Below are 21,840 nucleotides of genomic sequence, written 5' to 3'. Positions count from 1 at the left end.
CCCGCGGAGGTGTGCGGCACAACGCCGTGGGCCCCGCCGTCGGTGACGGCGGGGCCCACGGGAAAGGCTGTCAGGCGGCGGAGCTGCTGCTCGACGTCGTCGAGGAGGAGCTGCTCCCGGACGTGCTCGAGGAGGAGCTCGACGACTTGCTGTCGGAGCTGCTCGACGTCGAGGAGGACGTGCTCGACGAGGAGGACGACGCGGGGCTGCTGCTCGACGAGGAGCCGCGGCTGTCGTTCCGGTAGAAGCCGGAGCCCTTGAAGACGATGCCGACCGCCGAGAAGACCTTTTTCAGACGGCCCTGGCAGCTCGGGCACTCGGTGAGTGCGTCGTCGGTGAACTTCTGGACGGCCTCAAGGCCCTCGCCGCACTCGGTGCACTGGTACTGGTAGGTCGGCACGTGTCTTCCTCCTGGCACTCTCACTCAATGAGTGCTAACGACGATCCATAGTGCAGTATTCCGGCGCGTCAGTCCACTGCGACCGGCGTACGGTGACCGACCCCACGTGCCGCGATCCGCCCTGTACCGGGCGGAATCAGGCGTCCCCGCAGCGCAGCGAGCACCAGGAAGGCCAGCGCCGTACCGCCCAGCGGCACGAAGAATCCGGCGCTGGGACCGAAGTGGTCGGTGAGCTGCCCCGCGGTCGTGGCGGCCGCGGCCTGGCCCAGGGCCACCGCGCCGGTCAGCCACGTGAACGCCTCCGTACGGGCCGAGGCCGGCACCAGGGACTCGACCAGGGTGTAGCCGGTGATCAGGGCCGGTGCGATGCACAGGCCGACCACCAGGCCGGTCAGGCCCAGCAGCGGTACCGCGGTGAGCGCCCACAGCGGGGTGGTGGCCAGCGCCAGCAGGCCGTAGGCGATGAGCAGCCGGCGGCGCGGGCCGACCTTCCAGGCGATCGCGCCGCACACGATGCCCGCGGTCATGTTGCCTCCCGCGAAGATCCCGTACAGCACGCCGTTGATGCCCGGCTGCCCGATGGACTCCGTGAACGCCGTCAGCGAGACCTGCATGCCGCCGAAGACCGAACCGATGCCCAGGAAGACGGCGATGAGGACCCGTACGCCGGGGACCGAGAGGGCCGAGGTGCGGGCCTCGCCGCCCTCCTTCGTACGGTGCGCGGCCGGCTGGCTCCGGTGCTGCGCCGCGAAGAGCAGGCCGCCGGCCAGCGTCAGGACGGCCTCGGCGATCAGACCTGCCGCCGGGTGGACGCTCGTGCACAGGGCGGTCGCCAGTACCGGGCCCACCACGAAGGTGAACTCGTCGGTCACGGACTCGAAGGCGGCGGCGGTCGGCATCAGGGGGCTGTCGCTCAGCCGCGCCGCCCACCGTGCGCGCACCATCGGGCCGACCTGCGGCGTCGAGGCTCCCGTGGGGACGGCGACGGCCAGCAGCGCCCACAGAGGTGCGTGCAGCAGCGCAAGGGTGAGCAGCGCCGCCACAGAGGCGGCGTGCACGGCCACTCCGGGGAGCAGGACGGCGCGCTGCCCGAAGCGGTCGGCGAGCTTGCCGCTCTGCGGGGCGAAGAGCGCCATCGAGATGCCGGTCGCCGCGGAGACCGCGCCCGCGGTCCCGAAGGAGCCGGTGGTGTGCTGGACGAGCAGGACGATGCCGATGGTGAGCATCGCGAAGGGCTGCCGGGCCAGGAAGCCGGGCAGGACGAAGGCCCACGCTCCCGGGGTGCGCAGGAGCTGTCCGTATCCGGGGCGCTTGCCGGAGGGGCCGCCCGCGGGAGCGCTCTCGGTGTGCTGCGACTCGTCGTGGGCCGTCGAAGGGTTCTGGACCGTGGATGCCACGGCCGGGCCTTTCCGCCGCCTGGTGACGCGCCCGTGAGGTGATCACGGAGAGCGCGCCGAGAGCTGTCCTCTCGCGCTGGACCGAGTGATACCGGGTCCGCACCTGAGAGGTGGCTGCGTACGCAGGGGACCGCGGCCGCCGAGCGGTCGCGCCAGCTCTGCATCAGGCAGAGTGGGTGTCGTGCATTGCTTCTTCAATGCTACAGGCGAGTGGGGGTCGTAACCTGCGATCGGCATGGTGAGATCTGTCCCACACCTGGGATCGAACGGGCTCCGGCCGCGCGGTCACCGCCGGGGCGCCGACGCCCCGCCCGTGCCCAGCCAGCCCGCCAGCTTGCCGCCCTGGGAGACCGCCTGGAGGCGCCGCTCGGCCGCGTCCCGCACCGGGTCGGTGGCCACGACCAGGAGCTCGTCGCCGCGCCGCAGGACGGTCGTGGGGGACGGTACGAAGCTCGTGCCGTCCCGTACGACCAGCGTGACCGCGGCGCCGGCCGGCAGCCGCAGTTCGGCGATCTCCACGCCGTGCATCCGCGACTTCGGACCGATCGCCGTCGACAGGAGATGACCGCGCAGACGCTCCAGGGGCGCGGACTCGATACCGAGGTCGGCCGCCTCCTCGTTGTCGCCGATCCGCAGCCGCCGTGCGAGCCAGGGCAGCGTCGGGCCCTGTACGAGCGTGTAGACGACCACGAGGACGAACACGATGTTGAAGACGCGCTCGCTCTCCGGGACCTCGCCGACCATCGGGATCGTCGCCAGCACGATGGGCACGGCGCCGCGCAGCCCCGCCCAGGAGAGCAGCGTCTGCTCCCGCCACGGCATACGGAACGGCCGCAGGGTGAGCACGACGGACAGGGGGCGGGCGATCAGCGTGAGTATCAGGCCGATGACGATCGCGGGCAGGATGTCGTCGCCCAGGTTGTGCGGCGTGACGAGCAGGCCGAGCAGGATGAACATGCCGATCTGGCCGAGCCAGCCCAGCCCCTCGGCGAAGCCGCGAGTGGCCGCGGAGTGCGGCAGCTTGGAGTTCCCGAGGACCATCGACGCCAGATAGACCGCGAGGAAGCCGGAGCCGTGCGCGAGAGCGCCCGCGGCGTACGCGGAGACCGCGATGGCCATGACGGCGATCGGGTACAGGCCGGAGGCCGGCAGGGCGACGTGCCGCATGCCGTACGCGCCGAGCCAGCCGATCGCCAGGCCGATCGCGGCGCCGATGGCCAGCTCCAGGGCGATCTCGCCGATCAGGACGTACCAGTGGTCGACGGGGCCCGCCGTGGAGAACGCGACGACCAGGATGACCACGGGGGCGTCGTTGAAGCCCGATTCGGCCTCCAGGACGCCCGTGAGGCGGGCCGGCAGCGGGACGCTGCGCAGCACCGAGAAGACCGCCGCGGCGTCGGTGGAGGAGACCACCGCGCCGATGAGGAGCGCCTGCCGCCACTCCAGCCCGACCAGATAGTGCGCGCCGGCCGCGGTGACCCCCACGCTCACCGCGACACCGAGGGTGGAGAGCAACGCGGCCTGGGGGAGCGCCGGTCGGATCTCTTTCCACTTCGTGCCGAGACCGCCTTCGGCGAGGATCACCACGAGCGCGGCATAGCCGAGGATCTGGGTCAGTTCGGCGTTGTCGAAGACGACGCCGATGCCGTCGGACCCGATGGCGACGCCGATCCCCAAGTAAACGAGCAGGCTGGGGAGCCCGCTGCGCGAGGAGATCCGTACGGCCGCCACGGCGATGAGCAGTACGAAAGAGCAGACCAGCAGGAGTTCATTGAGGCGGTCGACAGTCAGGGGCCGGGTCCTTCCACGTGGCTCTCCGGGTGAACGCTCCCCGGATTTTTTTACTTACCGTATCTAGTTACTGACCCTAACAATTTACCATTGCTTGAATGTCTGGGCGTCTGGTGGTGACTCCGCGTAGGGGTCGCCGAACCGGTGCGCCTATGGTTGCTCCAGCACTCCCACCCTGCCCCTCGAAGGACAGAGATGCCCGCCAACAAGTCCGGCCCCGCTCCGAAGAAAAAGGGGCGGCGCGCCCGCCTCGTCGTCATCTTGGTCGTGCTTCTGCTCGTGGCGGGCGTCGGCTACGGGACGTTCTGGGGCGTCAGCACCGTCCGTGCCTCTTACCCGGAGACCACCGGGTCCCTGAAGATGCCCGGACTGTCCAGCCCCGTGGACGTCATGCGGGACGGCAACGGCATCCCGCAGATCTACGCCGACACCGATGAGGACCTCTTCCGCGCCCAGGGCTACGTCCAGGCGCAGGACCGCTTCTGGGAGATGGACGTCCGCCGCCACATGACGGCCGGACGGCTCTCGGAGATGTTCGGCAAGAGCCAGGTGAAGACCGACTCGTTCCTGCGCACCCTCGGATGGCACGACACCGCGCAGAAGGAGTACGACACCAAGCTGTCGGCGAGCACGAAGAAGTACCTCGACGCCTACTCGGCCGGCGTCAACGCCTACCTCGGGGACCACGAAGGCTCGGCGCTGTCCCTCGAGTACGCGGCGCTCGGCCTGCAGAACGACTACAAGCCGGGCAAGTGGACGCCCGCCGACTCCGTGGCCTGGCTCAAGGCCATGGCCTGGGACCTGCGCGGCAACATGCAGGACGAGATCGACCGGTCCCTGATGACCAGCCGCTTCTCCCAGAAGCAGATCGCCGAGCTCTACCCGTCCTACCCGTACGACCGCAACAAGCCGATCGTGCAGGGCGGCGCCGTCGACCCGGGGACCGAGGAGTTCGACCCCAAGGCCACCGCGAGCGGCACGCAGTCCGGGAGCGCGGCCGGCGCGGCGCAGTCCCTCCAGAGCCAGCTCTCGTCGCTCTCGACCACCATGGAGGAAGTGCCCGCGCTGCTCGGCCCGAACGGCAACGGCATCGGCTCCAACTCCTGGGTCGTCTCCGGCAAGCACACCACCACCGGTAAGCCGCTGCTGGCCAACGACCCGCACCTGGCGCCGCAGATGCCCTCGCTCTGGTACCAGATGGGCCTGCACTGCCGTACGAAGAGCCCGCAGTGCAACTACGACGTCTCCGGCTTCACCTTCTCCGGCATGCCGGGCGTGGTCATCGGCCACAACCAGGACATCTCCTGGGGCATGACCAACCTCGGGGCCGACGTCTCGGACCTGTACCTGGAGAAGGTCGGCGAGAACGGCTACCTGTACGACGGCCGTGAGGTGCCCTTCACGACCCGCAGGGAGACCATCAAGGTCGCCGGCGGCGCCAGCCGCACCATCACCGTGCGGTCCACCAACAACGGGCCCGTGGTCTCCGACCGCGACGACGAGCTGACCAAGGTCGGCAAGGACGCCCCCGTGGGCAACTCCGCGCCCGACCGCGGTGACGGCTACGCGATCTCCCTGAAGTGGACCGCGCTCTCCCCCGGCCGCTCCATGGATGCCGTGTTCGAGCTGAACCGGGCCTCCGACTGGGACGAGTTCCGCAAGGCGGCGCACAACTTCGAGGTGCCGTCGCAGAACCTCATCTACGCCGACCGCAAGGGCAACATCGGCTACCAGGCGCCCGGCCGCATCCCCGTACGCGGCAAGGGCGACGGTTCGCTGCCCGCACCGGGCTGGGACCCGGCGTACCGGTGGACCGGCTACATCCCGCAGTCCGCGCTGCCCTGGGAGCTCAACCCCAAGAGCGGCTACATCGTCACCGCCAACCAGGCCGTGATCGACCAGGACAAGTACCCGTACCTGATCACCCGGGACTGGGGCTACGGAGCGCGCAGCCAGCGGATCAACGACCTGATCCAGTCCAAGATCAAGGACGGCGGCAAGATCTCCACGCACGACATGCAGACCATGCAGCTGGACAACAGCAGCGAGATCGCCGAACTGCTCACGCCGTACCTGCTGAAGCTCGACATCAAGGACCCGTACGTCCGCGAGGCCCAGCAGCTCCTGGAGGGCTGGAACTACACCCAGGAGTCCGACTCGGCGGCCGCCGCCTACTTCAACGCGGTCTGGCGCAACACCCTGAAGCTGGCCTTCGGCGACAAGATGCCCAAGGAGCTGCGCGTCGACGGCCAGTGCCTGACGGTGCACCCGGCCGACGAGACCGGGCCGGCCGACGACCTGCAGAAGTGGGTGCGCGAATGCGGTGAGCGCGCCAAGGACTCCGCCCAGCCCGATGGCGGTGACCGCTGGTACGAGGTCGTGCGGAAGATCCTCGACGACCCCGAGAACGACTGGTGGAAGACCGAGGACAAGCCGGGCCGCCCCGGTGACAAGAACCGCGACCAGCTCCTCGCGCACGCCATGCAGGACGCGCGCTACGAGCTGACCGCCAAGCTCGGCAAGAACATCAACACCTGGAGCTGGGGCCGTCTGCACCAGCTGACGCTGCAGAACCAGACGCTCGGCACGGACGGACCCGGCATGCTGCAGGGCCTGTTCAACCGCGGGCCCTGGAACCTCGGCGGCGGCGAGGCGGCCGTGGACGCCACCGGCTGGAACGCGGCCGGCGGCTACCAGGTCGTCTGGGTGCCCTCGATGCGGATGGTCGTCAACCTCGCGGACCTCGACAAGTCGCGCTGGATCAACCTCACCGGCGCCTCGGGGCACGCGTACAACGCGCACTACGACGACCAGACCGGCAAGTGGGTCAAGGGCGAACTGCTGCCGTGGGCCTTCTCGGAGAAGGCCGTCAAGGCCGCGACGAAGGACACGCTGACGCTCTCGCCGTGACGCGGCAGCCGGTGCGCAGTGATCGCCGGGCGGACCCCGAGGAGGGGACCGTCCGGCGATCGGCGTTCTCAGGCCCCCGCGGGGCGCGCCGTGAACCGGTGCACGCCCGACGGCGTCACCGCCGCCTGCACCGGCCGGTCGTGCGGATCGGCCGGTACCTCCTCCAGGACCTCGCCGTCGTACAGCAGCACCACCAGCGCGGGCGTGGCGCCGGCGCGTTCCAGCCGCGCCAGTACCCGGTCGTAACTGCCGCCTCCGCGGCCGAGCCGCAGGCCCCGCCGGTCCACCGCCAGACCCGGCAGGAACACCGCTCCCGCGTCCGTGACGGCCTCGGGACCGAGCCGTGGCCCCGCGGGCTCCAGCAGCCCCCGGCCGGCCTTCACGAGCCGCTCAGGGCCCTCGTACACCGCCCAGTCCAGGTCGTTGTCCGGCAGCAGGACCGGCAGCAGGACGCGCACGCCCGCCTCCCGCAGCCGGTCGAGCAGCGCGCGGGTGGACGGCTCGCGGCCCATCGACACGTAGGCGGCGACCGTCCGGGCCTCCGCCAACTCCCTGAGCTGCAGCGCCCGCTCGGAAAGAACCGGTCCGGCCGCCGATACGTCACTCAGGGGCAATGCGTTCCTCACCTCGATGAGGTCTTTCCGCAACCCGCGTTTCCTAGCGTCGTTCGTGGTCACTGTGCGCCCTTGCTCCACTCTCATGCGCTTTTCACCGGACAATCATGATCCGCCACAAAGCTCCGGTTATCGTGTGGCGCATGACTGAATCGCGTACTCGGATCCGTAAGGCTGTCATCCCGGCGGCCGGCCTCGGCACCCGCTTCCTGCCCGCCACCAAGGCGACCCCGAAGGAAATGCTGCCGGTCGTCGACAAGCCGGCCATCCAGTACGTGGTGGAGGAGGCCGTCACCGCCGGTCTCTCCGACGTCCTGATGGTCACCGGCCGCAACAAGCGCCCCCTGGAAGACCACTTCGACCGCAACTACGAGCTCGAAGAGGCGCTGAGCCGCAAGGGCGACCAGTCCCGGCTCGCCCGGGTGCAGGAGTCCAGCGACCTCGCGACCATGCACTACGTACGGCAGGGCGACCCGCGCGGTCTGGGCCACGCGGTCCTGTGCGCCGAGCCCCACGTGGGCGACCAACCCTTCGCCGTCCTCCTGGGCGACGACCTGATCGACCCCCGGGACCCGCTGCTGCAGCGCATGGTGCAGGTCCAGGAGGAGCACGGCGGCTCCGTCATCGCCCTCATGGAGGTCGACCCCGCCCAGATCGGCATGTACGGCTGCGCGGCCGCGGCCCCCACCGGCGACGACGACGTCGTGACCGTCTCCGACCTGGTCGAGAAGCCCGACCCGGCCGACGCGCCCAGCAACCTCGCCATCATCGGCCGGTACGTGCTGGATCCGGCCGTCTTCGAGGTGCTGCGCAAGACCGAGCCGGGGCGTGGCAATGAGATCCAGCTGACCGACGCCCTCCAGGTACTGGCCTCCGACCCCTCGATCGGCGGCCCCGTGCACGGTGTCGTCTTCAAGGGGCGCCGCTATGACACCGGAGACCGTGGCGACTACCTGCGTGCCATTGTCAGACTGGCATGCGAACGTGAGGACCTGGGCCCCGACTTCAGGACCTGGCTGCGCAGTTACGTCACCGAGGAGATGTAGGGATTTGAGCGCCACCACCGACCGGACCAGCCACCCCGACCGCGTCTGGTCGGTGGCCGACCACATCCAGGACGTCCTGTCCAAGATCCGCCTGCTGGAGCCGATCGAGCTGCAGCTGCTGGACGCCCAGGGCTGCGTCCTGGTCGAGGACGTCACGGTGCCGGTCGCGCTGCCCCCCTTCGACAACAGCTCCATGGACGGCTACGCGGTCCGCGTCGCCGACGTGGCGGGGGCCACCGAGGAGTACCCCGCCACCCTCACCGTGATCGGCGACGTCGCGGCCGGCAGCGGCGACCTGCCTCCTGTCGGGCCCGGCGAGGCCGCCCGCATCATGACGGGCGCCCCGCTGCCCCCGGGCGCCGAGGCCGTCGTCCCCGTGGAGTGGACCGACGGCGGCACCGGAGGCGGCCCCGCCACCACGATGCGCGCACGCAGCACCGACCCGGCCGGCGGGAGCGGCGAGGTCCGGGTGCACCGCCCCGTCGAGGCCGGCGCCCACGTGCGCACCCGGGGCAGCGACGTCTCCGCGGGCGAGCCGGCCCTCGCCGCCGGCACGGTCCTCGGGCCGCCGCAGATCGCCCTGCTCGCCGCCATCGGACGCGCGACCGTCAAGGTACGGCCGCGCCCCCGGGTCGTGGTCATGGGCACCGGCAGCGAGCTGGTCCAGCCCGGCGAGCCGCTGGGTCCCGGCCAGATCCACGATTCGAACAGCTTCGCGCTGACCGCCGCGGCCCGGGACGCCGGCGCGCTCGCCTACCGGGTCGGCGCGGTCGCCGACGACGCCGCCACGCTGCGCGCCGCCATCGAGGACCAGCTCATCCGCGCCGACATCGTCGTCACCAGCGGCGGCGTCAGCGTCGGCGCGTACGACGTGGTCAAGGAGACGCTGGCGGACTTCTCCGGCGAGGAGGGCAGCGTGGAGTTCCGGCGCCTCGCCATGCAGCCGGGCAAGCCGCAGGGCTTTGGGCTCATCGGCCCGGACCGCACCCCGCTGCTCGCGCTGCCCGGCAATCCGGTGAGCTCCTACGTGTCCTTCGAGCTCTTCGTCCGCCCGGCCATCCGCACCCTGATGGGCCTGCAGGACGTGCACCGGTACACCGAGCGGGCGCGCTGCACCGAGGACATCGCCTCCTCGCCCCAGGGCAAGCGGCAGTTCCTGCGCGGCCGCCACGACCCGGTGTCCGGCACGGTCACCCCGGTGGGCGGCGCGGGCTCGCACCTGGTCAAGGCGCTCGCGCACGCCAACTGCCTGATCGCGGTGCCCGAGGACGTCACGGAGGTCGCCGCGGGGGACGAGGTGGACGTGGTCCTGCTCGGATAGCCGCTCCTCCGGCGGCCGGCCGGCCCGGGTGGCGCGCTCTTCCCGTAGCGCCCGGCTGCCCGGGTGACGGTCCTCCGCTGCGGGTACGGTGTCGTCGCACAGGCGCGGCACGGTCCGGACCAGGAGAACGATGAGCAGCGGCCAGCAACACCTCACCCACATCGACGCGGCGGGCGCGGCCCGCATGGTCGACGTATCCGAGAAGGACGTCACCGCGCGCACGGCCCGCGCCAGTGGCCGGGTCCTGGTAGCGCCGCGGGTGATCGAACTGCTGCGCGGTGAGGGCGTCCCCAAGGGCGACGCCCTGGCCACCGCCCGCATCGCCGGCATCATGGGCGCCAAGCGCACCCCCGACCTGATCCCGCTGTGCCACCCGCTGGCCGTCTCCGGCGTGAAGGTGGAGCTGTCGGTGGCCGACGACGCCGTGGAGATTCTGGCGACGGTGAAGACCACCGACCGTACGGGCGTGGAGATGGAGGCGCTCACCGCGGTCAGCGTCGCCGCGCTGACCGTGATCGACATGGTCAAGGCCGTCGACAAGGGCGCGGTCATCACCGACGTACGGGTGGAGCAGAAGACCGGCGGCAAGTCGGGCGACTGGGTGCGCGAGGGCGGCGCGGAGGCGGGCGCATGAGCGCGCACTCCGCCGCGGCCGCCGCCGCACGCCCGTACCGGGCGATGGTCGTGACGGCGTCCAACAGGGCCGCCGCCGGGGTCTACGCCGACAAGGGCGGCCCGCTCATCGCCGAGGCGCTCAGCGCGCTCGGCTTCGAGGTCGAGGGCCCGCGCGTGGTCCCGGACGGCGACCCCGTGGAGGCCGCGCTGCGCGACGCGGTGGCCGGCGGCTTCGACGCGGTGGTCACCACCGGCGGTACGGGCATCTCGCCCACCGACGCCACCCCGGAGGCGACCCGCCGGGTGCTGGACTACGAAGTGCCCGGCATCCCCGAGGCGATCCGGGCCGAGGGCCTGGCCAAGGTGCCCACGGCGGCGCTCTCGCGGGGCCTGGCGGGCGTCGCGGGCCGCACCCTCGTCGTGAACCTCCCCGGCTCCACAGGGGGCGTCCGCGACGGCCTCGCCGTCCTGGAGCGGCTGCTCGTCCACGCCGTCGACCAGCTCCGCGGCGGCGACCACCCCAGACCGGCCGGGAGTACGCACTGAACGCCCCCTGGCCGGTGGAGCTGGCGGACGGCGACACGGCCCTCCGCCCGATAAGGCTGCGCGACCAGCGGGCCTGGCGTGAGGTCAACCGGCGCAACCGCGACTGGCTGCGCCCGTGGGAGGCCACCATCCCGCCCGCGCCGCCCGGTGCGCCGCCGGTCCAGCGGCCGACCTACCGTCAGATGGTGCGGCACCTGCGGGCGGAGGCGCACGCGGGCCGGATGCTGCCGTTCGTCGTGGAGTACCAGGGCCGGTTGGTCGGGCAGCTGACGGTCGCCGGGATCACCTGGGGATCGATGTGTTCGGGCCATATCGGCTACTGGGTCGACGAGGCCGTCGCGGGGCGCGGCGTCATGCCGACCGCGGTCGCGCTCGCCGTCGACCACTGCTTCCGTACGGTCGGACTGCACCGCATCGAGGTGTGTATTCGCCCGGAGAACGTGCCCAGCCGCCGGGTGGTGGAAAAGCTCGGTTTCCGCGAGGAGGGGCTGCGTCCGCGCTATCTGCACATCGACGGCGCCTGGCGTGACCACCTGGTTTTCGCGCTGACGGCGGAGGAGGTGCCGGGCGGGCTGCTGGCCCGGTGGCACCGCGAGAAGCCGGGCACCCCCGGGACATCCCACAAATAAAAAGTCTGTTCGAATTAATCCATCAATTCGGCACATTCACAGTGCGTTGATCGCAACAATCACAAAAAAAGTTCGAGATATCAGCCAGATCGTGCGACACACCGGCTCAATTGGCGGATGGCCCCGCTCAAACCCCTCTACCGTGTGAGGCGTGAGCAGCAGCGGCCTCATCTACGCAGTCATCGTCGGGGCCTGGGCCGCCTACTTGGTGCCGATGTGGCTCCGTAGGCAGGACGAACTCAATGAGGCCCGTCCTACGGAGCGTTTCAGTACCGCCATCCGGCTCCTGTCCGGGCGGGCGGCGATGGAACGCCGTTACGCCAAGGGGCAGGAAGGGCGTCCCGCCGACGATGCGAGCGGGGAACGGGACCCGGACGCCCCGGCCGACGCGGCCGGCGTCCGGTCGGCAAGCACGCCCGCGGACGAGGACCGCCCGCCAGGAGCGGACGCCCGCGTCCCCGAGGAGCGCGAGGCCGCACCCACGGCCGTCCAGCCGCACGGCCCGGTTCCGCCGCACGCCCCCGCGCCCCCGCGCCCCTCGTCCGCCGAGCGTACGAAGCGGGCCCGGGTCCTCGCGCGGCGCCGCCGCACGATCACGGTCCTCTTCCTCGTCTTCACCGTCGGCGCGGTCGTCGCCGGGGTGGGCGGCATCACCTTCCTGTGGGCCCCCGGCGTCCCCGCCCTCCTGCTGAGCGCGTACATCGTGTACCTCCGCCTCCAGGAGCGCCGCCGGTTCGCCTTCACGATGGACCAGCGGGGGGCCGAGGCCGCGGCCCAGCGGCTGCGGGAGGGCCGTGCCCGCCCTCCGCGGGCGGGCCACCAGCCGCCCGCCGAGGAGACCCCCGCCGAACAGGCAGGCCCCGCGCCTGAACCGATGCGCGCCGAGCCCGCCCCGAGTGCGGGCCGCCGCCCCCTTGTCGAGCAGGCCGGGCACACGGAGTGGGCCGAACCGCAGCGCCCCCGGGGCCGCCGCCACGGAGACGGCTGGGAGCCGGTCCCGGTACCGCTGCCGACGTACGTCACCGCCCCCGTGGCGCCGCGCGCCAACGGCCATGTCGACCTGGCCGCCGACGATGCCTGGAGCTCCGCGCGGTCCGGCACGGCGGGCGGCACGGGCGCGCCCGCCGACGGCGCCGCCGCGGCTCCGTCGGCCGGCGCCGGTCCGGTCGCGGGCGCCGGTGCCGCGGACGCGGATCCCCGCCCGGCGCCGGGCCGGGACCGCCCCGCCGGCGGCCGCCGCGGCCGTACCCCGCTCTTCGACCAGTTCGCCGTCCCGGCCGACGAGGGGCTGGACCGGCCGCGCGCCGCGAACGAGTGACCTGCCACTCCTGACCAGCGCCGGAAGCGATTTCCGAGCACGGCCACATGGATGCTAGAGTTTCACTCGTCGCAAGGGCCTGTGGCGCAGCTGGTAGCGCACCTCGTTCGCAACGAGGGGGTCAGGGGTTCGAATCCCCTCAGGTCCACAGACAAGAACCCCTGCCGGGAACTCCGGCAGGGGTTCTTTCGTATACCCGGCGGTGGCTGCCCGGCGGGCGGCGCGCTCGCGGCCGGGCGGGTGGGCTCAGGACCCCACGCGCTGACGGTGGCTGCCGCCCTTGGTGTTCTGGGCGTGGCGGGTGACGGCCTGGGGCGCGGGGGAGAGGTCCAGCTGGCGGACGAGCTGGTGGAAGCAGAGGAGGACGGTCACGGGCGGCAGTCCGGCCACGGTGATGCCGGCCGGCGTCGCCGGGGTGTGCGCGATGCACAGCAGCATGGCGACGGCCGCGAAGAAGATGACGACGAGCCAGGACTGCGCGGTGCGGCGGCGGTAGGCGCGCGCCCGCAGGATGGAGAGCGTGGCGGCGATCCAGGGGCCGTAGATCAGCAGCGGCCACAGGTCGGCGATGTGGCGCGGCGCGACGCCGCCGGCCAGGGCGCGCAGCGAGGGGTAGGACGCGAGGGCGCCCAGGATGCTCACCGCGATGACGATCAGGGCCGTCAGCGTCACGGACACCAGGCTCAGCACGCGCTGCCAGGTCCAGGTGGCGATGTGGGCGCGGAGGAACGAGGTCTTGCGGTGCCGGGTGGGCGGCACGGCCGGGGTCGGCTGCGGCGTCACCACGGGCTGCTCGGCCGTCTCCAGGAGCTGCGCCAGCTCGCCCTCCAGCTCCTCCACCACGGCGGCGTCCCAGCCGTCCGACGTGTGGCCGAGCGTCATGTCGTCGTGGCCGAGCACCATGTCGTCGCGGAAGAGCGGCATGCCGGTGAGGCCGGTGGGGGCGTCGAGCCCGTCGGCGGTCTGGCGCGGCATCCGGTGCCGTCCGGAGCCGTCGGGGTGTCCGGTGCCGCCGCCCGGGAATCCGGGGCCGTCCGGATAGCCGGTGCCTCCCGGATAGCCGGTGCCTCCCGGGTGCGCGGGACCGGACGGATAGGGGACCTGGGGAGTGTCGTACACGTCGGCTCTCGTGGGATCGATGGGACCGGGACGGGAGACCGGTGCGGGCCGCGTGGCGGCCGACCGGCGGCGGCTCCTACCGTCTGATGCGCGGCGGGCACTCCGCGCGGTCCCGCGGCCCCAGGGCGTCCTCGAGCCCGTCGAGGGCCGACAGCAGCACCTCCAGCAGGTCGCCGGTGTGCTCCAGCCGTACGCGCTGCCCGGCGCGCTCCAGATGTACGTCCGGGCGGCCGGCGGCGACTGCGGAACTCAGGTGCCAGCCACCGAGTTGCCGCATTCGCGGAATGGTTGTCTCAGGCATACTCCGTCAACGAAGAAAAAGCCGCAAAGAAACGTGGCATCCAGGTAATTCGAGTTTGATTTTCCGGCCGTCGGGAATGCCTACCGGTTCATGTTTTTCTGCAATAGAAGGCCCTTGGGTAAATATGCTGAGCTGCCGCGTCCCCGTGGCCGGCGGTGCTGTTGGCCAGGGGTGCGGCGGGTGGAGGGGCCTGGTCCGGCGGCCGCCCGGGCCGCCGGACCCGCCGGCGGTGATGACGGTATTACCTCGGAAATACCGCCGCCGGTCGGCATGGATGTTCCAGTGGTACCTCTCGTGATCGCGTTCCCCGGTGTAATAGTCGGAGAGGTGTATCTCCAATTGGCCAACCCGGAAGCACCGTCCGGACCGCGCATCACATCCGTTTCTCCGCGGGGTCCTGTCGGCGCCCTTCCGTCGCGTCAGCGCATGTGCACGCCGCGCCGGGACAGGTAGCGCAGCGGGTTGACGTCGTTTCCGTAGCCGCGTGCGTCGCGCACCTCGAAGTGCAGGTGCGGGCCGCTGGAGCGGCCGGTCGAGCCGCTGTACCCCAGCCGGGTGCCGGGGCCCACGTGACGGCCCTTGCGGACGGCGATCCGGGAGAGGTGGCCGTACACGATGTAGTGCCCGTCCCGCATGCGAACGGTCACCGCCTTCCCGTAGTCGCCGGAGCGGCGGGCCAGTACCACCGTCCCGGAGCCCACCGAGCGGACGCGGGTGCCGGTCGGCACGGCGAAGTCCACCCCTGGGTGGTGCCCGGCGGCCCAGTCGCCGGGCACCCCGTACCGTGCCGTCACGTGGTAGGGCGCGGTGATCGGCCGGGCGTAGCTGCCTGCCGCTTCGACGGCGGCGGCGTCTTGAGGGGCCGTCAGGGCCAGCGCCGATGCGGCGGCGACGGCGACCGGGACCGTACGCCGCAGGGTCGGATTCTTGAACGGACGCAGTGTCAGTTCCTTGAACGCTGTCATAGAGGCGACCCCACCGGTTCTGACGGCCCGTCGCAATGCGGAAACCCGCCGCTCGGCTTAATGGCGTGGACCACTCGGTGCGGCGGGCGTCGGCGCGCATGCGGCGGGCGCGCCGTGCATGGCCGCGCGCCTCCGCCGGGCAGGCTGGAGGCAGGGCCGTACTCGCAGGGTCTCCCCACGCACCCACCGGAGCCGCCGCATGCACGACGACCGCAGCATCGTGGAACACCGCCTCCGCCGCGTCCTCGAAGAACGCGTCAGGCCCGCTCTGTACAGCGCGTCCCTGCCGCTGACCGTGGGCCGCTGGGACGCGCCGGGCGAGCCGGTGCCGGTCGCCGAGGGGCTGGCCGCGCCGTACGCGCCGGCGGCGGCGGGCGAGGCGTGGGGGCCCGCCTGGGGCACCAGCTGGTTCAAGGTCACCGGGCAGGTGCCGCGGGAGTGGGCGGGCCGGACCGTGGAGGCCGTACTGGACCTGGGATTCGACCGGATGAGCCCCGGCTTCCAGAGCGAGGGGCTGGTGTACCGGGCGGACGGCGAGGCGGTGAAGGGGCTCCACCCGCGCAACGACTGGGTGCGGATCGGCGACCGGGTGGCGGGCGGCGAGGAGGTCGAGCTCTACGTGGAGGCCGCCGCCAATCCGGTGCTCAACGGTCAGCGCCCCACCTATGAAGGCGACCGGCTTACCTCGGGTGACGCGCCGCTCTACCGCCTGAACCGCCTGGACCTGGCCGTCTTCGAGCCCGTCGTCTGGGAGCTGATACAGGACCTGGAGGTGCTGGGCGGGCTGATGGAGCAGCTTCCGGCGGACAACGCGCGCCGGCACGAGATCCTGCGCGCCCTCGAACGTGCCCTGGACGCTCTGGACATCGACGACGTACCGGGTACGGCGGAGGACGCGCGTGCCGAGCTGGCCGCCGTACTCGCCGCACCCGCCCACGCCTCCGCGCACCGTCTCAGCGCCGTCGGCCACGCCCACATCGACTCCGCCTGGCTGTGGCCGCTGCGCGAGACCGTCCGCAAGGTCGCCCGCACCTGCGCCAACACGACCGCGCTCATGGACGACCATCCGGAGTTCGTCTTCGCCATGTCCCAGGCGCAGCAGCTCGCCTGGATCAAGGAGCACCGGCCCGAGGTCTTCGCACGGGTGAAGGAGAAGATCGCGGGCGGGCAGTTCGTGCCGGTCGGCGGGATGTGGGTGGAGTCGGACACCAACATGGTCGGCGGGGAGGCCATGGCCCGGCAGTTCCTCTACGGGAAGCGGTTCTTCCTGGAGGAGTTCGGGATCGAGACCGAGGAGGTCTGGCTGCCGGACTCCTTCGGGTACACCGCGGCCATGCCGCAGCTCGTGAAGCTCGCGGGCGCGCGGTGGTTCCTCACCCAGAAGATCTCCTGGAGCCAGACCAACGCCTTTCCGCACCACACCTTCTGGTGGGAGGGCATCGACGGCACTCGCGTCTTCACCCACTTCCCGCCCGTGGACACCTACAACTCCGAGCTGAGCGGCCGCGAACTGGCGCACGCGGCGCGCAACTACCGGGAGAAGGGCCGCGGCACCCGCTCCCTCGTCCCCTTCGGGCACGGCGACGGCGGGGGCGGCGCTACCCGCGAGATGCTGGCGCGCGCGGAACGGTGCCGCGACCTGGAGGGCTCGCCGCGCGTCGCGATCGAGCGGCCCGCCGCCTTCTTCGAGCAGGCCCACGAGGAGTACGCGGCCGCCGCGCCCGTGTGGGTCGGCGAGCTGTACCTGGAGCTGCACCGCGGCACGTACACCTCGCAGGCGAAGACCAAACAGGGGAACCGCTTCAGCGAGTCGCTGCTGCGCGAGGCGGAGCTGTGGGCGGCGACGGCCGCGGTCCGCGTACCGGAGTACGCGTATCCGTACGACGAACTGGAGCGGCTGTGGAAAACGGTCCTGCTGCACCAGTTCCACGACATCCTGCCCGGTTCGTCGATCGCCTGGGTGCACCGGGAGGCCCGGGAGACCTACGCACGGGTCCACGCCGAGCTGCGGGACATCGTCGACGGCGCGCAGCGGGCGCTCGCCGGGCCCGGCAGTGAGGAGATCGTCTTCAACGGGGCGCCGCACTCCCGGAACGGTGTACCGGCGGGCGGCTCGGCCCGCGCGGTCGACCGAGGCTCCGCGGAGGTCGGCGCGGCCGAGCGCCCCGGCGGCGGGTGGGTCCTCACCAATGGGGTGCTGCGCGCCGAGATCGACGGGCGCGGGCTGCTGGTCTCCGTGTACGACCTGCGCGCCCGCCGCGAGGCGCTGGCGCCGGGCCGGGCGGCGAACCTCCTCCAGCTCCACCCCGACCTGCCCAACTTCTGGGACGCCTGGGACATCGACGCCTTCTACCGGCACCGCGTCACCGACCTGACCGAGGTGGCGGGGCTGCGGCTGATCGCCGACGGGCCCGAAGCGGCCACGGTCGAAGTCCGTCGTGCCTTCGGGAACTCCACGGCCGTCCAGGCCGTTACTCTCCGTGAGGGTTCCGCCACCCTGGAAGTCACCGCCGATATCGACTGGCACGAAAAGGAGAAGATCCTCAAGGTCGCCTTCCCGCTGGACGTGAAGGCCGACCGGTCCGCGGCCGAGACGCAGTTCGGGCACGTCCACCGGCCCACCCACACCAACACCTCCTGGGAGGCCGCCAAGTTCGAGATCTGTGCGCACCGCTGGCTCCAGGTCGAGGAGCCCGGCTGGGGCGCCGCGCTGGTCAACGACTCCACGTACGGGCACGACGTCACCCGCGACGTACGCGCCGACGGGGGCCAGACCACGACCGTCCGGCTCTCCCTGCTGCGCGCCCCGCGCTATCCGGACCCGGAGACCGACCAGGGCCGGCACCGGCTGCGGTACGGACTGGTGCCCGGTGCGGGGACGCTGGACGCCGTGCGCGAGGGGCACTGGATCAACCTCCCCGAGCGGGTGGTGCCCGGCTCCCGGGAGGCCGAGCCGCTGGTCGGCGTGGACAACCACGCGGTGGTCGTCGAGGCGGTCAAGCTCGCCGAGGACCGCGGCGGGGACGTGGTCGTGCGGCTGTACGAGGCGGCCGGCGGGCGGGCTTCCGCCACGCTGAGGGCCGGCTTCCCGGTGGCCGAGGCGTACGCCACCGACCTGCTGGAACGGCCGCTGGCGGACGCGCCTCCGTACGCCGTGACGGACGGCGGGCGGGTGGCCGTCACGCTGCGGCCGTTCCAGATCCTGACGCTGCGGCTGGCGCGGGAGGCCCGGGGGACGCGCGGCTAGGGCGTGGCCGTACGGATGCGGCGCAGGCCCACGTACTCCAGGTCGGCGAAGACCGCGACGATCACCGCGCCCGCGCCGAGGAACACCCGCCCGAAGCCGGTCAGCGGGACGAGGTCGGTGCAGGCGAGGACGGCGAACGCGGCACCGCACACGGCGTTCAGCGCGATCGCTCCGGCCACGAGGCGGGGCGGCAGCACGGGCATCCGGGCGAGCAGCCAGAACGCCGCCGCGCCGCACAGCATCCCGCACCCGGAGACCACCGCGAGTCCGCGCGGCAGCCCGAGCGGGGTGGCGGTCAGCGAGGCGGCGGCCAGCATCAGTACGGCGAACGCGGCCGTGCTCGCGCTGTCGGTCCGCAGCACCGTCCGCAGCAGCCAGGACGCGTCACGGGCGGGGCGCCGCCCCTGGGCGGCGAGGGAAGAGGTCGAGGTGGTCATGCGGGCCTCCTTGGCCTGGGGCGGTGCGTGCGAGCGGCTGTACGGGGTGGTCAGTACGGGCAGTCAGCACGCGGTGGTCTGTACAGAGCGGTCCGTACGGGGCGGTCCGTACGCCGTGAACGGTGGCAAGGGGCGGGTGGGCCGGGCAATGACCTCCGAGGTCATGGACGGCGCGACCGGCGCCGTTAGGCTCAGCGCCATGTCCGCCGAACTCGCCGACGCAGCAGTACCGTTCGCCCGCGAAGCGCCGCCCGCCGCCGACCGGCCCCGCGTAGGCACCCTGCTGCGCGACTGGCGGCGCCGTCGTCGGCTCAGCCAGCTCGAACTGGCGCTGCGCGCCGGGAGTTCGGCCCGGCACCTGTCCTGCGTGGAGACCGGCCGGGCCCGCCCCAGCCGGGCCATGGTGCTGCGCCTCGCCGACCACCTCGACGTACCGCTCCGGGAGCGCAACAGCCTGCTGCTGGCGGCCGGTTACGCGCCCGCCTATCGGGAGAGCGCGCTGGAGGACGACGGGCTGCGGTCCGTGCGCGGCGCCCTGGACATGATGCTGACCAGTCATCTGCCGTACCCGGCGGTGGTCGTCGACCGCGGCTGGAACGTCGTCACCGGCAACCGCGCCATGGGCGTCCTCCTGGACGGCGTGCCCCCGGAGCTGCTCGCGCCCCCGGCCAACGTGGCTCGCATGGCGCTGCACCCCGAAGGGCTCGCCGCCCGTTGCACCAACCTCCACGAAGTACGCGGCCACTTCATGGAACGGCTGCAACGCGAGGCCGAGGCCACCGGCGATCCGGAACTGCGCGCGCTGTACGAAGAGGTGCGCGCCTACGGGCCTCCGGAGGCGGCGACCGCGCCCGCCGACGGGGACACCGGGCCGCGCACCCCGGAGGCCGTCCTCCCCCTCCGCTTCCGCACCCCGCACGGCGAGCTGGCCCTGTTCAGCACCATGGCCGTCATCGGCGCCCCCAACGACGTCACCCTCTCCGAACTGGCCATCGAGCTCTTCTTCCCCCTCGACGACCACACGGCGGAAGTGCTGCGCGCGCTCGACGACGCGGCCGGCTAGCCGAGCGCGGCGATGCGGGCGGGGCCGCCGTCGGCGATGCATGCCACCGCGCGTACCACCTGACCGGCGCCGTCCTCCGTGGCCAGCCGGGCGGCCGCGTCCCGGGCCCGGTCGCGCAGCCCTGTGTCGCGTACGGCCCTCTCGACGGCGGCCGCCAGCCGGTTCTCGGCATCCGTGCCGGCCAGGGCCTTGAAGGGGAGGGGAGCCGTTGCCGCGCCCAGGGCCGTCAGGCGGGTGGCCCAGAAGGGCTGGTCGGCGGTCACCGGGACCGGGACGGTGGGGACGCCGGCGCGCAGGGCGGCCGCGGTGGTGCCGGCGCCGCAGTGGTGGACGACCGCGGCGAGGCGCGGGAAGAGCAGGGCGTGCGGCACGTCCCCGACGGAGAGGACGCCGTCCGCCTGCTCGCCCGCCGCCAGCCCCGCCCAGCCCGCCTGGAGGATGCCCCTTACGCCGGCCCGGCGCAGGGCACGTACGGCCAGTTCGCCCAGTCGCGCGCCCTCTCCGGCGGCCATGCTGCCGAAGCCGACGAACACCGGTGGCGGGCCGGCCGCGAGGAAGTCCTCGACGGCGGGCGGCAGACGGTCGTCCGGCGCCGCGTACGGCCACCAGGTACCGGTCACCTCCAGGCCCGGCCGCCAGTCGCCGGGCCGGGGCACCAGCAGCGGGCTGACGCCGTGCAGCACCGGCCAGCGCGCCGCCTCCTTGCGGGCCCGCACCGCGGAGACGGAGACGGGAGGGAGGCCGAGCCGGGCGCGCAGGGCGCGTACGGGGCCGGCGTAGAGGCGGTCGACGACCTTCAGGGCCGCGGCGCCCGCGAGGCGGTTGCCCCAGCGGCCCAGCGGGCGCCCGCCGCCCATGGCCGGCGGGAACTCCCGCGTGGGGTGGGTGGGTTGGAGGTATGTGCCGAGGCTCGGGGTGCCGGTGGCCTCGGCGAGCTGCCAGCCGAGCGGGGCGGTGGTCGTGGACAGCAGCATCAGGTCGGCTCCGGGTGCCGCGGCGTCGGCGAGCCCGTCGCCGAGCTCCGCCAGGAAGGCGGCCGCCCGGGCCATCAGGCCCCGCCCGCTACCGGCCCCGCCCCCGGCGCCGGTCGTGCGCGGATCCGCCGGCAGCGGCCGGAACTCCAGGCCCGCGGCCCGTACCGGCACCGCGTACGCCTCGTGCGTGGCCAGCGCCACCTCGTGGCCGGCCGTCCGCAGCCGCGCGCCGAGTCCGGTGTACGGGACCACGTCCCCGCGCGAACCGGCCGCCGTGATCAGGATCCTCATCGCGCGCCGCCCTCCGCCGGGCCCCGGTGCACCGCGTTGGCCCGTACCGCCGTCAGCAGGTACGCGGCGAGACCGGGGCGCTGTTCGGACGGCGGGACGGTGAGCGCGAAGGCCCGCGGGTCGGCGGCGAAGTCCGCCGCGATCCGGCAGTGCATATCGGGCGGGCAGGGCGTGAACCAGCGGGTGATGTGCTGCCGGTGCTCCTCGGCGAGCTCCATGGCCCGCTCGCCCTCCGCCGGTTCGCCCGCGTCGAAGGCGGTGGTCAGCCGCTGCCGCCAGGCCGCCGACTCGGCCATCAGGCGCGCCCAGTCCTCCTTGCTGTGCGCGGCGGCGCGCGCCATCGAGCGCTGGTGGCCCTCGCTGTGCTGCCACTTCAGATGGGCCTCGGTGGCGTAGGTGAGGTCGAACGAGACCTCGCCGAAGACCGCGAACCGTTCCTCCGGCGTGAGCGCGACGCCGGTCTGCTGGACCTCCATGGCCCGTTCGGCGACCTCGACCAGGCGCTGCAGCTTCGCCAGCTGCTCGGTGAGCAGGCGGTGCCGGGCGCGCAGCTGCTCCAGCACGTTCGCCTGCGGGTCGGCGAGGATCGCCTTGATCTCTTCCAGGGAGAAGCCCAGTTCGCGGTAGAAGAGGATCTGCTGGAGGCGGGCCAGGTCGGCTTCGCCGTAGAGCCGGTAACCGGCCGGGCTGCGCTCGCTGGGCGAGAGCAGCCCGGTCCGGTCGTAGTGGTGCAGGGCCCGTACCGTCACGCCCGCGAAGCCGGAGACCTGCCCGACCGTGTAGCTCATGGAAACGCCTTCCCCCGTCCGTGTCCGTCCGCCGGACGTCCCTCACCCGTCCGCCGCTCCCGCTCAGC

Annotated in this window: 19 protein-coding genes and 1 tRNA gene; 10 read left to right on the top strand and 10 right to left on the bottom strand. The window is 72.5% G+C overall.

Features of this window, described 5'->3' with window-relative positions; all coding sequences use genetic code 11:
* Positions 1-70 precede the first annotated feature (70 nt).
* The 3 genes from ACIGXO_RS18830 to ACIGXO_RS18820 form a co-directional block, all read right to left on the bottom strand.
* Entirely contained in the window at positions 71-400 is a 330-nt protein-coding gene (locus ACIGXO_RS18830) for an FmdB family zinc ribbon protein (protein WP_399787654.1), read from the bottom strand.
* Between the two features lie 68 nt (positions 401-468).
* Positions 469-1,689 carry an MFS transporter gene (locus ACIGXO_RS18825; protein WP_399788490.1) on the bottom strand — a complete coding sequence of 407 codons (1,221 nt, stop codon included), beginning with the start codon at positions 1,687-1,689 and terminating at the stop codon, positions 469-471.
* A 393-nt stretch (positions 1,690-2,082) separates the two neighbouring features.
* Positions 2,083-3,588, bottom strand: a complete 1,506-nt coding sequence (locus ACIGXO_RS18820; RefSeq protein ID WP_399788487.1) for a potassium/proton antiporter — start codon at positions 3,586-3,588, stop codon at positions 2,083-2,085.
* A gap of 195 nt (positions 3,589-3,783) precedes the next feature.
* Between ACIGXO_RS18820 and ACIGXO_RS18815 the strand changes: the two genes are divergently transcribed.
* Positions 3,784-6,498, top strand: coding sequence for a penicillin acylase family protein (locus ACIGXO_RS18815; RefSeq protein WP_399787651.1), 2,715 nt, complete (start codon positions 3,784-3,786; stop codon positions 6,496-6,498).
* Positions 6,499-6,566: 68 nt separating this feature from the next.
* Here ACIGXO_RS18815 and ACIGXO_RS18810 read toward each other — a convergent pair whose 3' ends face one another.
* Positions 6,567-7,199 (bottom strand): 5-formyltetrahydrofolate cyclo-ligase, encoded by a 633-nt coding sequence (locus ACIGXO_RS18810; protein ID WP_399787648.1) that lies wholly within the window; start codon positions 7,197-7,199, stop codon positions 6,567-6,569.
* A gap of 56 nt (positions 7,200-7,255) precedes the next feature.
* On the opposite strand from ACIGXO_RS18810, the gene galU reads away from it, so the two are divergent.
* The 7 genes from galU (at position 7,256) to ACIGXO_RS18775 (ending at position 12,735) form a co-directional block, all read left to right on the top strand.
* A complete protein-coding gene (galU, locus tag ACIGXO_RS18805) occupies positions 7,256-8,158 on the top strand; it encodes a UTP--glucose-1-phosphate uridylyltransferase GalU (RefSeq protein ID WP_399787645.1) in 903 nt (300 codons plus the stop codon).
* 4 nt (positions 8,159-8,162) lie between these two features.
* A complete protein-coding gene (gene glp, locus ACIGXO_RS18800) occupies positions 8,163-9,479 on the top strand; it encodes a gephyrin-like molybdotransferase Glp (RefSeq protein WP_399787642.1) in 1,317 nt (438 codons plus the stop codon).
* 130 nt (positions 9,480-9,609) lie between these two features.
* Complete coding sequence (gene moaC / locus ACIGXO_RS18795; protein ID WP_399787639.1) at positions 9,610-10,113, top strand: cyclic pyranopterin monophosphate synthase MoaC; 504 nt, start codon at positions 9,610-9,612, stop codon at positions 10,111-10,113.
* Positions 10,110-10,640 carry a molybdenum cofactor biosynthesis protein B gene (locus ACIGXO_RS18790; RefSeq protein WP_399787636.1) on the top strand — a complete coding sequence of 177 codons (531 nt, stop codon included), beginning with the start codon at positions 10,110-10,112 and terminating at the stop codon, positions 10,638-10,640. The genes moaC and ACIGXO_RS18790 overlap by 4 nt, the downstream gene beginning before the upstream one ends.
* A 14-nt stretch (positions 10,641-10,654) precedes the next feature.
* Entirely contained in the window at positions 10,655-11,269 is a 615-nt protein-coding gene (locus ACIGXO_RS18785; protein WP_399787633.1) for a GNAT family N-acetyltransferase, read from the top strand.
* 151 nt (positions 11,270-11,420) lie between these two features.
* Positions 11,421-12,587: a gephyrin-like molybdotransferase receptor GlpR gene (glpR, locus tag ACIGXO_RS18780; RefSeq protein WP_399787630.1), complete on the top strand. Its 1,167-nt coding sequence runs from the start codon at positions 11,421-11,423 to the stop codon at positions 12,585-12,587.
* A gap of 75 nt (positions 12,588-12,662) precedes the next feature.
* Positions 12,663-12,735, top strand: a tRNA-Ala gene (locus ACIGXO_RS18775).
* Between the two features lie 98 nt (positions 12,736-12,833).
* Here ACIGXO_RS18775 and ACIGXO_RS18770 read toward each other — a convergent pair.
* The 3 genes from ACIGXO_RS18770 to ACIGXO_RS18760 all read right to left on the bottom strand — a co-directional run bounded on the left by ACIGXO_RS18770 (position 12,834) and on the right by ACIGXO_RS18760 (position 14,972).
* Positions 12,834-13,706, bottom strand: a complete 873-nt coding sequence (locus ACIGXO_RS18770; RefSeq protein WP_399787627.1) for a DUF2637 domain-containing protein — start codon at positions 13,704-13,706, stop codon at positions 12,834-12,836.
* A 76-nt stretch (positions 13,707-13,782) separates the two neighbouring features.
* Positions 13,783-13,983, bottom strand: a complete 201-nt coding sequence (locus ACIGXO_RS18765; RefSeq protein ID WP_399787624.1) for a hypothetical protein — start codon at positions 13,981-13,983, stop codon at positions 13,783-13,785.
* A gap of 443 nt (positions 13,984-14,426) precedes the next feature.
* Positions 14,427-14,972, bottom strand: a complete 546-nt coding sequence (locus ACIGXO_RS18760) for a M23 family metallopeptidase (protein ID WP_399787621.1) — start codon at positions 14,970-14,972, stop codon at positions 14,427-14,429.
* Between the two features lie 199 nt (positions 14,973-15,171).
* Here ACIGXO_RS18760 and ACIGXO_RS18755 point away from each other — a divergent pair, with 199 nt between their 5' ends.
* Positions 15,172-18,219 carry an alpha-mannosidase gene (locus tag ACIGXO_RS18755; protein ID WP_399787618.1) on the top strand — a complete coding sequence of 1,016 codons (3,048 nt, stop codon included), beginning with the start codon at positions 15,172-15,174 and terminating at the stop codon, positions 18,217-18,219.
* Here ACIGXO_RS18755 and ACIGXO_RS18750 read toward each other — a convergent pair.
* A complete protein-coding gene (locus ACIGXO_RS18750) occupies positions 18,216-18,656 on the bottom strand; it encodes a hypothetical protein (protein ID WP_399787615.1) in 441 nt (146 codons plus the stop codon). The genes ACIGXO_RS18755 and ACIGXO_RS18750 overlap by 4 nt on opposite strands.
* Here ACIGXO_RS18750 and ACIGXO_RS18745 point away from each other — a divergent pair.
* Entirely contained in the window at positions 18,655-19,719 is a 1,065-nt protein-coding gene (locus ACIGXO_RS18745) for a helix-turn-helix domain-containing protein (RefSeq protein ID WP_399787612.1), read from the top strand. The two genes, ACIGXO_RS18750 and ACIGXO_RS18745, sit on opposite strands and share 2 nt — an antisense overlap.
* Here the strand turns inward: ACIGXO_RS18745 and ACIGXO_RS18740 are convergent.
* Both ACIGXO_RS18740 and ACIGXO_RS18735 read right to left on the bottom strand, forming a co-directional pair.
* Positions 19,716-20,984 (bottom strand): glycosyltransferase, encoded by a 1,269-nt coding sequence (locus ACIGXO_RS18740; RefSeq protein ID WP_399787609.1) that lies wholly within the window; start codon positions 20,982-20,984, stop codon positions 19,716-19,718. The genes ACIGXO_RS18745 and ACIGXO_RS18740 overlap by 4 nt on opposite strands.
* Entirely contained in the window at positions 20,981-21,772 is a 792-nt protein-coding gene (locus tag ACIGXO_RS18735; RefSeq protein WP_399787606.1) for a MerR family transcriptional regulator, read from the bottom strand. Before ACIGXO_RS18735 ends, ACIGXO_RS18740 begins: the two co-directional genes overlap by 4 nt.
* Positions 21,773-21,840: the final 68 nt, after the last annotated feature.

Source organism: Streptomyces sp. NPDC053542 (genome assembly GCF_044544685.1).
Classification (GTDB): Bacteria; Actinomycetota; Actinomycetes; order Streptomycetales; family Streptomycetaceae; genus Streptomyces.
This window is presented reverse-complemented; position numbering and strand designations above follow the sequence as displayed.

What these genes read in the sequence shown, in the direction of transcription:
- ACIGXO_RS18790 (WP_399787636.1), top strand. Translation starts at nt 10,110, where the DNA reads ATGAGCGCGCACTCCGCCGCGGCCGCCGCCGCACGCCCGTACCGGGCG.
- ACIGXO_RS18750 (WP_399787615.1), bottom strand. Translation starts at nt 18,656, where the DNA reads ATGACCACCTCGACCTCTTCCCTCGCCGCCCAGGGGCGGCGCCCCGCC.
- galU (WP_399787645.1), top strand. Translation starts at nt 7,256, where the DNA reads ATGACTGAATCGCGTACTCGGATCCGTAAGGCTGTCATCCCGGCGGCC.
- ACIGXO_RS18810 (WP_399787648.1), bottom strand. Translation starts at nt 7,199, where the DNA reads ATGAGAGTGGAGCAAGGGCGCACAGTGACCACGAACGACGCTAGGAAA.
- ACIGXO_RS18735 (WP_399787606.1), bottom strand. Translation starts at nt 21,772, where the DNA reads ATGAGCTACACGGTCGGGCAGGTCTCCGGCTTCGCGGGCGTGACGGTA.
- moaC (WP_399787639.1), top strand. Translation starts at nt 9,610, where the DNA reads ATGAGCAGCGGCCAGCAACACCTCACCCACATCGACGCGGCGGGCGCG.
- ACIGXO_RS18765 (WP_399787624.1), bottom strand. Translation starts at nt 13,983, where the DNA reads ATGCGGCAACTCGGTGGCTGGCACCTGAGTTCCGCAGTCGCCGCCGGC.
- ACIGXO_RS18745 (WP_399787612.1), top strand. Translation starts at nt 18,655, where the DNA reads ATGCGGGCCTCCTTGGCCTGGGGCGGTGCGTGCGAGCGGCTGTACGGG.
- ACIGXO_RS18740 (WP_399787609.1), bottom strand. Translation starts at nt 20,984, where the DNA reads ATGAGGATCCTGATCACGGCGGCCGGTTCGCGCGGGGACGTGGTCCCG.
- ACIGXO_RS18815 (WP_399787651.1), top strand. Translation starts at nt 3,784, where the DNA reads ATGCCCGCCAACAAGTCCGGCCCCGCTCCGAAGAAAAAGGGGCGGCGC.
- ACIGXO_RS18755 (WP_399787618.1), top strand. Translation starts at nt 15,172, where the DNA reads ATGCACGACGACCGCAGCATCGTGGAACACCGCCTCCGCCGCGTCCTC.
- ACIGXO_RS18760 (WP_399787621.1), bottom strand. Translation starts at nt 14,972, where the DNA reads ATGACAGCGTTCAAGGAACTGACACTGCGTCCGTTCAAGAATCCGACC.